A 12,400-nucleotide genomic window follows, 5' to 3' on the forward strand; every position below is an offset into this window, starting at 1 on the left:
ATCCGCGTTGACTTGGCAGGGCCAGGTCGGGCCACGGTCATGCACCGGCGCGCGCGTGGCCTGGGTGGGGCTCAGCGGCGCTGCAACCAGCTCGACGGATCCACCGGCTGCCCGTTGCGCCGCAGTTCGAAGTACAGCGCCGGCACGCCCTGCCCGCCCGAGCTGCCGACCTTGGCCACCGCCTCGCCGCGCTTGATCGACGCGCCGGCGTCGCGCAACAGCGTGTCGTTGTGCGCGTACAGGCTCATGTAGCCGTTGCCGTGGTCCACGATCAGGATCATGCCGTAGCCGGTCATCCAGTCGGAGAACACCACCGTGCCATCGGCCACCGCGGTGACCGTGCTGCCCTTGGGCGCGCCGATCAGCACACCCTTGCTGGTATGGCCGTCCGGCAAGGGGGCATTGAAGCGCGCCAGCAGGTTGCCCGACACCGGCCAGCTCAGGCCGCCGACCTTGGGTGCCGGCGCGCTGGCGATGACCTTGGGCGGGGTCTTGCCGGGACGCTCGGGGCGCTCCGTATTGCCACGCTTTGCCTGCGCGGCGGCTTCGGCGGCGGCGCGCTTGGCGGCGGCGCGCCGTTCGGCCTCGGCCTTGGCGGCGGCCGCGCGCAGATTGGCGAGCAGCTGCTCCAGCGACCTGGCGTCCTGGCCCAGGGCTTTTTCGCGTTCGGCGCGTTGTTTGTAGCGGTCGTCCAGCTGCGCGACGGTCGCTGCCTGTTGCGAGCGATCCTTTTGCAGCAACGCGGCCTGCGCCTTTTGCTGCGCACGCGCCGCATCCAGCGCCTGGCGCCGGCTGGCGATGTCCTGCTCCACCTTGGCCAGCGCATCCAGCTGCGTGGTCAACGCCTGGATGCGCTGCGCACGTGCGTTCTGCACATAGCGGTGATCGGCCAGCATGCGCGTGGCATCGCCGACGGTGTCCTGCGACAACAGCACCTTCAACGGCGCGTTGCGGCCGACCTGGTCGGCGGCGCGCAACAACGCGGCCAGCTGCACGCGCTGGTTCTGCAGGCCGCGCTGCAACTGCGCACGGTCCTGCTGCAGCTTGCCCAGATGCTGTTCCTGCTCGCGCATCGCCGATTCGGTCTCGCTCAATGCACGCGAGGTCCTGGCCACCTTCTCATCGGCCTGGCGCAACTGCTGGGCGGCATTGCCGCGCTTGCCTTCCAGCGCGCGGCGGTCGGCGCTGATGGTCTTGAGTTCATCGCGCAGCTGCTGCAATTTGCGCTCGGCCTCGCGCTGGCTCTGCGCGCCCGCCCCGGTGCTGCCCAGCAGCGCACAGGCCAGCACGGTCACCGCCAGCCACGCGCGTGGGCGGCCGGTGGCGGGGGCAAGCGGCAGGCGCGATCGCGGTGCGGGCGACAGGGGCAACGAAAGGTCCAATGACTTCAGGCAGGTGCGCGATTGTAGCCAAGCATGGTGTGATCGCCGCCACGCCCAAGACAGCCGCCGCCGCGCAAGGTTCAGCATGAAAGCCCAGCATCTCGTTCTGGCGTTGTCCCTGGTCTGCGCAAGTGCCTGGGCCGACGAGGACATCAGCAAGGTCAACGGCCGCATCAGCGCCGAGGCCGGCAAGGTCTATGGCGGGCTGGATACCGTCAACGGTTCCATCGAGATCGGCGCCGGCGCGCAGACCCGCAGCGTGGAAACGGTCAACGGCAGCATCCAGATCGGCGACAACGCCCGCACCGGCGATGTCTCCACGGTCAATGGCGCGATCACGCTGGGCCAGAAGGTGGTGGTGTCCGGCGGGCTGGAGACGGTCAATGGCAGCGTGCTGGTGGAACGCGGCAGCCGGATCAGCGGCGGCGTGGAAACGGTCAATGGCAGTATCGGCCTGGTGGAAACCGAGCTGGGCAAGGGCATCGAGACCGTCAACGGCGACATCACCGTCGGGGTGCGCTCGCATGTGCGTGGCGGGATCGAGGTCACCAAGCCGAATTTCAGCTTCTCGTTCAAGCCTGCGCGCAAGCCGCGGGTGGTGATCGGCCCGGATGCGGTGGTCGATGGCCCGCTGGAGTTCGAGCGCGAGGTCAGCTTGTACGTGCACCGCACCGCGAAGATCGGCGCAGTGACCGGCGCCACCGCGCGCAGCTTCGACAGCGACGTGGCACCCAGGGACTGACGCGCCCACCACGGGGCCAGCGCCTAGAATCGGGGGACCTTCGCCGCACGAGGAGTCCCGATGCCCCGCAAGATCCTGTTGTGCCTGGCCGCGACGCTGGCCCTGGCCGGCTGCAAGCGTGAACCCGCCGATGCGCCGAGCGCACCCGCCGCGCAGGTGCCGGCCGACAGCGCGCCCAGCGCCCCGGTCAGTCGCCACGCCTTCTCGCCGGAGCTGACGCCCGGCGACTTCGCCGAGCTGGTCAAGACGCTGGCCTCGGACGACTTCGAAGGGCGCGGCCCCGGGACTCCCGGCGAAGAGAAGACCGTCACCTACATCCGCGACCAGATGCAGCGCATCGGCCTGCAGCCGGGCAACGGCGACAGCTGGTTCCAGGACGTGCCGATGGTGGAAACCACCGCCGATGCGGCCACCGCGCCGACCCTGCGCAGCGGCGAGCAGACCCGTACCCTGGCCTTCGGCAGCGACATCGTGGTCGGCACGCGTACCGGCCAGGCCGAGGTCAAGCTGGACAACAGCGAGCTGGTGTTCGTCGGCTACGGCGTGGATGCGCCCGAACAGCAGTGGAACGATTACGCCGGCCAGGACTGGAAAGGCAAGACGGTGGTGATGTTCGTCAACGACCCGGGCTTCCAGACCGGCGATGCCACGCTGTTCGACGGCAAGCGCATGACCTATTACGGGCGCTGGACCTACAAGTTCGAAGAGGCCGCCCGCAAGGGCGCGGCCGCTGCGCTGATCGTGCACGACACCCCGGGCGCCAGCTACGGCTGGGACGTGGTGAAGAACTCCTGGGCCGGCCCGCAATACGACCTGCCGGCCAAGGACGATCCCGATCCGCGCCTGCCGGTGCAGGGCTGGATCAGCGCCGAGACCGCCAAGCAGCTGTTCGCCAATGCCGGGCTGGACCTGGCGCAGGCCTACAAGGACGCCAGCAAGCGTGGCTTCAAGCCGGTGCCGTTGAAGGCCAGCTGGTCGGTGGACCTGAAGAGCAGCATCGCCGAAAAGACCTCGCGCAACGTGGTCGGCGTGTTGCCGGGCACCAGCCACGCCGACGAGGCGGTGCTGTACATGGCGCACTGGGACCACCTGGGCAAGCATCCGGGCGAAAGTGGCGACAACATCTACAACGGCGCGGTGGACAACGCCACCGGCGTGGCCGGCATTCTCGAAATTGCCGACGCGTTCGCGCATCAGGATCCCAAGCCGGCGCGCTCGGTGGTGTTCGTGGCGGTGACGCTGGAGGAATCGGGCCTGCTCGGTTCCAAGTACTACGTGGCCAACCCGAGCTTTCCACTGGACAAGATCGCGGCGGTGATCAACCTGGATGCGATGTCGGTGGCCGGGCGCGCACGCGATGTCACCGTGGTGGGCATGGGCAGTTCGGAGCTGGAAGACATCCTCAAGCCGATTGCCGCGATGCAGGGCCGCACCCTGCATGCCGAGGCCACGCCGCAAAGCGGCTCGTATTTCCGCTCGGATCACTTCAACTTCGCCAAGGCCGGCGTGCCGGCGCTGTATGCCGATGGCGGCGAAGACCTGCGCGAGGGCGGCACCGCGGCCGGCCGCGCGGCCGCCGAGGACTACGGGCGCAATCGCTATCACGCCCCTGGCGACGAATACGATGCGGCCACCTGGAAGCTCGATGGCACCATCGAAGACCTGCAGGCGGTGTATGGCGTAGGCAAGGAGGTGGCCGCCGGGCAGCGCTGGCCCAACTGGTATGCCGGCAACCCGTTCAAGGCGGCGCGCGATCGCATGATGGCCGGCAAGCCCGCGACGGGCGCCGAGGCGCCCGATACCGGAAAAGACGCCGGCGAAGAGGGCAAGAAGGCAGCACCGACGCGTTGACCGGCGCCAGGACGGCACGCGTCATGCAGCCGACGCATGGCGGGGTGATGCGGTCTGCAAGGACAGCGGCAGTGCGTCCGCGCATCGATCAGACGTGTATCGATCAAAAACGCAAAGGGCCTCCTGGTGGAGGCCCTTTGCGTTGGGTGCGTCCCGGTCGTGACGGTTGCGGGCCAGATCACGCCTGTTGTCGATGCAGCACGGTCGCGATGGTGCTGCGATGAATAGTGCATCGATGCACTACGCGATGCCTCTAGCCGTGCTGCCGGCCGCGCGCTGCCATCAAGCCAGCGGCATCATCTACGCCACTGGCTTCGGGCGTCCCGGTCAGTCGTTGTCCACGCTGACCACGTGCCCGTCTTCCGGATCGACATGCAGCTCCACCTTCTGCCCGCCACGCTCGGCATCGGCGTTCCACAAGCCGTCTTCGAACTTGAGGTCGTGCACGTTGGAATAGCCGCCGGTCGACAGCGCGGCGCGGATATCGGCCTCGCTCAGCTTGGAGGTGGTCTGGTCGCCATAGACGCGGCCGGTGACCGGATCGATGCGGACGTCCACGTCCTTGCCGTCGCCGCTACGCGCGTCAGCGGTCCACACGCCATGCTCGAACTTGACGTCGTGCACCTTGGTGTAGCCCTTGCCGGTCAGCATGCTGGTGACCTCGCTGGAGGTCAGTGCCTTGGCCGGCTTGTCGGCGGCCGCTTGCGCAAATGCGCCCTGCGCCGCCATTGCCAGTGCGCCGATCAGCGCGGTCTTCATCAGTCGATATGCCATGTGATGCTCCTGCAGTGAAGTGCGCCCATGCTGGACGCGGCTTTATCGCTGTCAGGTGAAAGCCACTTCAAACGCGTTGCGAAAGTTCAGTGAGCTCAAGCTTTGGTGATGATGCGCCCGCGCTGCATGCGGTGGTACGCACGGTCGTAAGAGGGCGTTGCGCAGTGGCACGTTGCGCTACCGCAACCGCATCATTCGCACTGTCCGACGACATGCGATCCGTGCGAAGGACGCAAAAGCGAGCCGCCTTGCGGCGGCTCGAGATTGACCTACAACCCTCTGCCTCACCTCACGGAATGGCGCGTGTGGCGCGAACGGCCTGGGGCGAGAGGATGGACATCTGCGGCCTGTCGGTGCCGTCTTTGTTGGGATGCACGCTGTACTCGTAACTGACATTCCACCACGAGCCGGCAGCCCACCACGTCCAGCCCGTCCAGACATCTGCATTGGCATCGATATAGCGGAGCATGCCGCGCAGCGCTTCATTGCAGACCGGGTTGTTGCCGGTGCCGAATTCGCCCAGGAATCCGCGCTTGTGGTTGGTGCGCAACCACTCGGTGAAGCTGCGCAGGCGCTCGACACCGATGGTGGCACTGACGCAGACATTGGTGGTGCCGCTGGAGTCGGCGTCCAGGTACTGATGCACCTCGAACGCGTAGCGATTGAGCGGATCGTAGATCGAGACCAATGCGGTTGCGTTGGAGTAACCATCGTTGGTGGGCGAATACCAGCTGTGCGCACCGGTCCACAATGCGCCCGGCACCAGGATCAGATTGTTCGCACCGGTGGCACGAATCGCATCGATGCCTGCCTGTGCAGTGGCTGCCCAGCCGCTCGCCGATACGCCGTTGGGCTCATTCATCAGCCCGAAGATCACGGCGTTGTCGCTGGGAAATACCAGCGCAAGGCGGCGCCACAGGTCGGCGAAGGTGGCGTTCGACACCTGGTCGCCGCCAATCTTGTAGCCGTAGTATTTGCCGTAATTGTGGATGTCCAGCACCAGGTACATGCCCGATGCCTTGGCGCGTGCCACGGCTTGCTTTACCAGAGCCAGTTGGGTCGGATCCAGTTCGCCGCGTGCACTCGGCTGCAGGCGTTCCCACAGCACCGGCAGGCGGATCGTATTCATGCCAACGCCGGCGAAATAGGTGTAATCGCTGGCCGGGGCATACATATAGTCCTTATTGAGGACGCCGGGTTTCTTGGACGATGCAAATTCGGCGCCGGACAAATTGACGCCGGCATATTTCAGTGCGCGGGTTTGTGCGTAAACGGGTGCGAATGTGCCGAACAGGACGCAGAGCAGGGCGCAGCGGAAAATGGTGCGCAGCGTTTGAGAGACAGCAGACATAAAACAACTCCTTAGACGACGGGGATGGTGTGTCGCAGCGGGTTGCGTGCGATCTGCGCGAGGTGCGCCACACCTGTCGTAACCAATGCATCTGCCGTGCCTAATTGCCCACCACATCGCGTGTGAATTAAATGTGTTGGCTGGGTCGCAGTCACTTACCGCAGGGGTCACGTTCTGGAACAGCACGCTGTAACGCGCCGCGTTGAAAAGCGGTCGCGCACGCTTGTCGGCACCGCCATCGCATGCATGGCGCTGTCGAAAAATCGGCGAATGGATGCGCTCGCCGTCAACGCTGCGACGTCGGGTCACTGACGCGGCAGCGCTGTTGCGCGCGCACACATGGCGAGCGCTAGCGCGCGCCGTGTGCTGGCGTTTTATTGCGGAAGGACTGTGCTCACCGCGGCCGGGCACGGTTGCTGCCTGGCATTGGCACGCCCTGCGCGTGCATGCCGATGCCGGGTGCCTGCTGCGCCGCGTGCGACGGGTGACCCTCGCTCGCGGTGTGCTTCGACTAGTGGGTGATGCGTTTTGCGCGCGCGCTCAGGATCGACATCTGCGGCTTGTCGCGGCCCTGCGCATCGGGATGCACGTTGAAGGGGTAGGTGCGGTTCCACCACGCGCCGGCGGCCCACCAGGTCCAGCCCAGCCACACGTCGCGGTTGGTCTCCAGATACCCCAGCATGCCGTTGAGTGCGCTGTTGCAGGTGGCGTTGTTGCCGGTGCCGAACTCGCCGAGAAATCCCTGCTTGTGATTGATGCGCAGCCATTGGGTAAAGCTGCGCAGGCGCTCGGCACCGACAGTGCTGCTGACACACCCGGCGCTGGTGCCGCTGGAGTCCGTATCCAGGTATTGATGCACTTCGATGGCGTAGCGATTGAGCGGGTCGCGAATGGAGGCCAGCGCCACTGCGTTGGATTGGCCGGCGACGGTGGAGTACCAGCTGTGCGCGCCACTCCATAGCGCGCCGGGCACCAGGATCAGATTGTTGGCGCCGGTTTTGCGGATGGTGTCGATCGAGGCCTGCGCCGCGTTGGCCCAGGATTGCGGATTGATGTCGTAAGGCTCGTTCATCAGCCCGAAGATCACGCTGTTGTCGTTCTTGAAGGCGATTGCCAGGCGTCGCCACAGATCGTTGAAGGTGCTGATCGGCACGCGTGCACTGCCGATCTTGTTGCCGTAATACCTGGCGTAGTTGTGGATATCCAGGATCAGGTAGACCTTGGCGGCCTTGGCGTTGGCCACGGCCTGGCGGATCAGCGCAAGCTGCGCTGCATCCAGCTCGCCGCCGGCCTTGGGTTGCAGGCGTTCCCACAGGATCGGCAGCCGAATGATGTTCATGTGCTTGCCGGCGAAGTAGCGGTAATCGCTGGCGGCCGGATACAGGTAGTCGACGTTGAGCACCCCGGGCTTTTGCGAGGATTTGATTTCGGCACCGGACAGATTGACGCCTGCGTACTTCAGGCGGTTCTGTGCATGTGCCAAGGGCACGCCTGCAAGCAGCACGCTGGCAAGCAGCAGCAATGACAACGCACGGCTGGACAGCCGGCGCGTCGGAGTGGGGGAGGGCAACATGGGTGACTCCTGAAGCATTCGCGGGGGAGATGCATGGCCCGGCGAACCTGCCACGGGCATGAAGACACTGCATCGCGCTTCACCCTAAGCGCATCCGGACATTCAAACTACGAATGCGAGATATCACTTAATTCGAGCTGTGAGCCACTCCGCAGTTATTGCCAAACATGCACACGCTTTGTTGTGGTAAAGCGACGCAACGCCGTCACGCGCATTGCAGGCAGGTTGCACTCTGCGCCGCACGGCAGCGGAAACACCGTGCATCCGGCCTGCCTGGAGGCGGCTGTTGTGCGATCGCAATGCTGCAGGTGATGACGTCGCGCGTGGCGGCCACGCAGATCGCAGTCGCGATGCGCTGCCCTGCGCAGGGCGATCGTCGGAACGCAAAGGCGCGGCGCGCGCGACCGCGGTGCGACGCGGTGGGGTCAGCACGCCGGCACGCGCAACTATCACCTGGTGCGATCGCGGAACTTGGTATGTGCCATGTGCAGCGCGTGCGTTGTGGGCTGCGCCATGCGTCCGGCAGCGGACCGCCAATGCGCATCCTGCGACACGCTGAGTGCGCTGGTGTCTGCCAGCGATGCAGCGCGCTGCAGGCAATCGTCGGCGGATCCCATCGCTTCTCCGTGGCAGGACATGGACGATGGCACGCAAAAAAAAAACGGTGGCCGCAGCACAGGCCGCGACCACCGTGAGCGGCCCGCCCGCGTGGGCTACTTGGTCGCGCGGCGTGCGTACTTGCTCAGAATCGACATCTGCGGCTTGTCGCTGCCGTCCTTGCCCGGCTGCACGGTGAAGAAGTACTCCGGCTTCCACCATGCGCCAGCGGCCCACCAGGTCCAGCCCAGCCACACGTCGCTGTTCTTTTCCATGTAGGTCAGCATGCCTTCCAGTGCCTGGTCACAGACCGGGTTGTTGGCGGTGCCGAATTCGCCCAGGAAGCCCTTCTGCTTGTTCTCGCGCAGCCAGGCGGTGAAGCCGCGCAGCTTCTCTTCGCCGACCGTGGCGCTGGTGCACACCGGCTTGGTGCCGCTGTAGTCGTTGTCCAGATACTGATGCGCTTCGAAGGCCAGGTTGTTGCCCGGGTCCTTGAGGATTTCCAGGGCCTTGGCATTGGAGACGCCGTAGCTGGCGCTGCGCCAGCTGTGTGCGCCGCTGTAGGCGGTGCCCGGCACCAGGATCAGGTTCCTGGCGCCGGTCTTGCGGATGGCGTTGATCGCGCCCTGCGCCGCGGTCGCCCAATCGGTGGCGGAAATGCCGTTGGGCTCATTCATCAGCCCGAAGATCACCGACGAGTCGTCCTTGAATTCGAGCGCGAGCCGGCGCCACAGGTCCGCGACCGCCGCGGTGGGCACCTCGCTGCTGCCGATGCGCTTGCCGTTGTACTTGGCGTAGTTGTGCACATCCAGGATCAGGTACTGCTTGTTGGCCTTGGCTGCCGCCACCGCTTTCTTCAGCAGCGCCAGTTGTGCCGGGTCCAGGTCGCCGCTGAGCTGCGGTTGCAGGCGCTCCCACAAAAACGGCAGGCGAATCGTATTCATGCCCTTGCCGGCGAAGTAGCTGAAATCTGCTGCAGACGGGTAGGTATAGTCCTTGAACAGGGTGCCGGGTTTCTTGCGTGAGTTGAACTCGGCACCGGACAGATTGACGCCGACATACTTCAGGCCGCTGGACTGCCTGTCAGGATGGCCAGGCTCCTTGGCGTGCGCCAGCGGCATCGCGGCCAGCAGGGTCAGTGCGAGTGCAGCACTGCGCAAGGATGGGAACGTGGGGGGAGAACGGAACATGGAAGCCTCCTTCGGCATCGACGTAGGCGGCCGCAGGGGGAGGGCACGGCCAGCAGGGATGGTGCAGGTCAGGACGGTGGTTGGTCAGCGTAGAAGCTCCGGCGTTAGCGCACCATTCACGCCGGCAACGGCGATTTGATCGCGTACAAACACCTGCAGGGCGCACCATGCCGCTGCGGTCGCGTCCGCAACCCGACAGGCAAGACGCACTGTCGCAGGAGTGCGACAGGCGCCTGTCTTAAGCTACAACCCGATTTCTTTTGTCGTCCGCACTGTCGCGGGGGACGTCACATCCCGGAGTCTTTCCCATGAGCCAAGCCCACGCTTACGCCGCACACACTGCCGATCAGCCGCTTGCACCATTCGTGTTCGAACGACGCGCGCCTGGCCCCAACGATGTGCAGATCGATATTGCCTACTGCGGCGTGTGTCACTCGGATCTGCATACCGCACGCAACGAATGGCAGAACACACGCTACCCGTCGGTGCCCGGCCACGAGATCGTCGGCCGCGTCACTGCGGTTGGCGATGCGGTCACCGGCTTCAAGGTCGGCGACCTGGCCGGTGTCGGCTGCATGGTCGACAGCTGCCGCAGCTGCGCGTCCTGCCAGGAAGGCGAAGAGCAGTATTGCGAGCAGGGCTTCACCGGCACCTATAACGGTCCGATGTTCGGGGGTGGCGAGAACACCTACGGCGGCTATTCGGACCACATCGTGGTCGATCAGAAGTACGTGCTGCGCATCTCGCACAGCGACAACCTGGCCGCCGTGGCCCCGTTGCTGTGCGCCGGCATCACCACCTATTCGCCGCTGGCGCACTGGAAGGTCGGTCCCGGTCAGAAGGTGGGCGTGGTCGGTCTGGGCGGCCTGGGCCACATGGCGGTGAAGATCGCCAAGGCGATGGGCGCCACGGTGGTGCTGTTCACCACCTCCGAGAGCAAGCGCGCCGATGCGCTGCGCCTGGGCGCCAGCGAAGTGGTGATCTCCCGGGACGAGGCGCAGATGGCCGCGCAGACCAACACGCTGGACTTCATCCTCAACACCGTGGCCGCGCCACACAACCTGGACCCGTTCCTCAACGCGCTCAAGCGCGACGGGGCGATGGTGCTGGTGGGCGTGCCCGAGGAATCGCACCCGTCGCCAAGCGTGTTCAACCTGATCATGAAGCGCCGCACGCTGGCCGGTTCATTGATCGGCGGCATTCGCCAGACCCAGGAGATGCTGGATTTCTGCGCCAAGCACAACATCGTCTCGGACATCGAAACCATCCGCGCCGATCAGATCAACGAGGCCTATGAGCGCATGCTCAAGAGCGACGTGAAGTACCGCTTCGTGATCGACATGGCCACGCTGGACAAGGCGGCCTGATGGCCCGACCTGCCGCCTTGTCACAGGGCGGCAGGGCGTTTGCCGGCGCTGCGCTCGGCCCAGGTGATGCTCGCGCGCATCACCTGGGGTTTTGCACGGCAGGTGGTGCGTGACCGTACGACATCGGTCGTATCAGTTGGATCGATGGCGCCGGTGAGCGGCACCACCGGCACGCATGCCCACTAGGCGGACACCGGTGAGCCGTGCAGCGTGCCGACGGCAGGCAACGCGCTGCGTGGGCGGCGGACCGGCATCGGTGCGGAGAACAGCAGGTTCAGCGCAGGCAGGCGGCCGGGCACGCGCAGCAGGCACAGCACGGCCGGGACCAGTACGCCGACCCCCAGCAATGCAAAGAACAGCACCGCTCCCTCGTCGATCCAGCGCGGCAGCAGATAGGCCAGCACGATGAAGGGCGGAAAGTGGCTCAGGTAGAACACTACCGAGTTGCGGCCCACATAGCGGATCGCCTGCGCGGCCGGTTGCCGGTTCGCCCACATCGCCACAGCGACCAGCAGTGGCAGCGCGATCACCACCAGCGGCAGGTAGCCGATCCAGATGCCGTGCAGCGCGGTGAGATTGGCGATCAGCACGATGGCGCACAGGCTCAGGCACGACAGCGGCCAGATCCAGCGCGGTGCCTGCCGCAGCAGTGCCGGCACCCGGCCAGCCAGCAGCGTGCCGATGTAGAAGAACGCAAAGTAATAGAACGGATCTGCGCCCTGGCGCAGCAGCGGACCCAGGCAGACCGAGCCCAGCACGGTCGCGGCCAGCACCAATGGCGGCGGCAGCCGACGCAGCAAGGGCATCAGCACCAGGAACACGAACAGGTAGAACAGGAACCAGGTCAGCGCCACGTTGCCGACCGCGATCTTGCCCAGATCCAGCCAGGCGATGGGTTCGGCCTTGGCCAGCACCGAGCCTGCCTCGCGCAGGGCGAAGATCAGCACCGACCAGAGCAGGTACGGGTACAGCACGTGCCGCAGCTTGCCGCCAAGGTAGGGTGCGATGCCCTTGTCCAGCCCGCGCGCGACGAACAGGCCCGACAGCAGGAACATCAGCTGCATGCGCAGCGGTGCCAGCGAGCGGTTGAGGTGCTCGATGGACAGCATCAGGGCACTGGCTTGCTCGGTCGCGCCGCCGCGCAGTTCCGGGTAGGCATCGAAGGCGAAGCCATAGGCGTGCAGCACGATCACCATCAATACGCTGGCGCCGCGGAGCCAGTCCACCCAGTCGTCGCGTCCATGTTGGCTGGTAGCGAGTTGCTGCGTCATGAGGTTGCTTCCTTGGTGAGGCTCACGGCTTCGCCGCCGCGTGGCGCGGCGACACGTGAACGAGGTCTGGAGTCCACGGCGGCGGTGTTGCCCGCACCTGGGATGGAACCGACTGCCGTCACTGCCCGGCACCTCCAGGTCGGCGCAGAACGTCCTGCGCGTCGGGGGGGGTGATTGATCGGGCTGGTGCTACATGGCGACAGCAGATATGTGACTTAAATCACACTTCCAAGGAGGGTGCAATCGTCGAGGCTGCAGATCGCGACAGCCCTGCGGGCATGCCGATTGCGGGCGCTGGCGTG

Annotated in this window: 9 protein-coding genes; 3 read left to right on the forward strand and 6 right to left on the reverse strand. The window is 65.7% G+C overall.

Going from position 1 to position 12,400, the window contains the following annotated elements:
* Nucleotides 1-71: 71 nt before the first annotated feature.
* Entirely contained in the window at nucleotides 72-1,370 is a 1,299-nt protein-coding gene (locus tag CPBF1521_RS00115; RefSeq protein WP_180496827.1) for a murein hydrolase activator EnvC family protein, read from the reverse strand.
* A 97-nt stretch (nucleotides 1,371-1,467) separates the two neighbouring features.
* Between CPBF1521_RS00115 and CPBF1521_RS00120 the strand changes: the two genes are divergently transcribed.
* Both CPBF1521_RS00120 and CPBF1521_RS00125 read left to right on the forward strand, forming a co-directional pair.
* On the forward strand, nucleotides 1,468-2,124 hold the full coding sequence (locus CPBF1521_RS00120) for a DUF4097 family beta strand repeat-containing protein (protein WP_104586254.1): 657 nt from the start codon (nucleotides 1,468-1,470) through the stop codon (nucleotides 2,122-2,124).
* Between the two features lie 60 nt (nucleotides 2,125-2,184).
* A complete protein-coding gene (locus CPBF1521_RS00125; protein ID WP_115675511.1) occupies nucleotides 2,185-3,975 on the forward strand; it encodes a M28 family metallopeptidase in 1,791 nt (596 codons plus the stop codon).
* 327 nt (nucleotides 3,976-4,302) lie between these two features.
* Here the strand turns inward: CPBF1521_RS00125 and CPBF1521_RS00130 are convergent, their stop codons facing one another.
* From CPBF1521_RS00130 to CPBF1521_RS00145, 4 genes are all read right to left on the reverse strand, one after another.
* A complete protein-coding gene (locus tag CPBF1521_RS00130; RefSeq protein WP_167765629.1) occupies nucleotides 4,303-4,749 on the reverse strand; it encodes a PepSY domain-containing protein in 447 nt (148 codons plus the stop codon).
* 289 nt (nucleotides 4,750-5,038) lie between these two features.
* Nucleotides 5,039-6,100, reverse strand: coding sequence for a glycoside hydrolase family 5 protein (locus tag CPBF1521_RS00135; RefSeq protein WP_104536613.1), 1,062 nt, complete (start codon nucleotides 6,098-6,100; stop codon nucleotides 5,039-5,041).
* Nucleotides 6,101-6,611: 511 nt separating this feature from the next.
* Entirely contained in the window at nucleotides 6,612-7,601 is a 990-nt protein-coding gene (locus CPBF1521_RS00140) for a glycoside hydrolase family 5 protein (protein WP_181116652.1), read from the reverse strand.
* Nucleotides 7,602-8,386: 785 nt separating this feature from the next.
* Nucleotides 8,387-9,460 (reverse strand): glycoside hydrolase family 5 protein, encoded by a 1,074-nt coding sequence (locus CPBF1521_RS00145; RefSeq protein WP_115675513.1) that lies wholly within the window; start codon nucleotides 9,458-9,460, stop codon nucleotides 8,387-8,389.
* Between the two features lie 308 nt (nucleotides 9,461-9,768).
* On the opposite strand from CPBF1521_RS00145, the gene CPBF1521_RS00150 reads away from it, so the two are divergent.
* Nucleotides 9,769-10,827 carry an NAD(P)-dependent alcohol dehydrogenase gene (locus CPBF1521_RS00150; protein ID WP_104586240.1) on the forward strand — a complete coding sequence of 353 codons (1,059 nt, stop codon included), beginning with the start codon at nucleotides 9,769-9,771 and terminating at the stop codon, nucleotides 10,825-10,827.
* 182 nt (nucleotides 10,828-11,009) lie between these two features.
* Here the strand turns inward: CPBF1521_RS00150 and CPBF1521_RS00155 are convergent, their stop codons facing one another.
* Entirely contained in the window at nucleotides 11,010-12,098 is a 1,089-nt protein-coding gene (locus CPBF1521_RS00155; protein WP_115675514.1) for an acyltransferase family protein, read from the reverse strand.
* Between the last annotated feature and the right edge of the window lie 302 nt (nucleotides 12,099-12,400).

It is taken from the genome of Xanthomonas euroxanthea (assembly GCF_900476395.1).
GTDB classification, from domain to species: Bacteria; Pseudomonadota; Gammaproteobacteria; order Xanthomonadales; family Xanthomonadaceae; genus Xanthomonas; species Xanthomonas euroxanthea.

Coding starts and splice junctions, on each gene's coding strand:
- CPBF1521_RS00135 (WP_104536613.1), bottom strand. CDS start 6,100: ATGTCTGCTGTCTCTCAAACGCTGCGCACCATTTTCCGCTGCGCCCTG.
- CPBF1521_RS00145 (WP_115675513.1), bottom strand. CDS start 9,460: ATGTTCCGTTCTCCCCCCACGTTCCCATCCTTGCGCAGTGCTGCACTC.
- CPBF1521_RS00150 (WP_104586240.1), top strand. CDS start 9,769: ATGAGCCAAGCCCACGCTTACGCCGCACACACTGCCGATCAGCCGCTT.
- CPBF1521_RS00120 (WP_104586254.1), top strand. CDS start 1,468: ATGAAAGCCCAGCATCTCGTTCTGGCGTTGTCCCTGGTCTGCGCAAGT.
- CPBF1521_RS00125 (WP_115675511.1), top strand. CDS start 2,185: ATGCCCCGCAAGATCCTGTTGTGCCTGGCCGCGACGCTGGCCCTGGCC.
- CPBF1521_RS00130 (WP_167765629.1), bottom strand. CDS start 4,749: ATGGCATATCGACTGATGAAGACCGCGCTGATCGGCGCACTGGCAATG.
- CPBF1521_RS00155 (WP_115675514.1), bottom strand. CDS start 12,098: ATGACGCAGCAACTCGCTACCAGCCAACATGGACGCGACGACTGGGTG.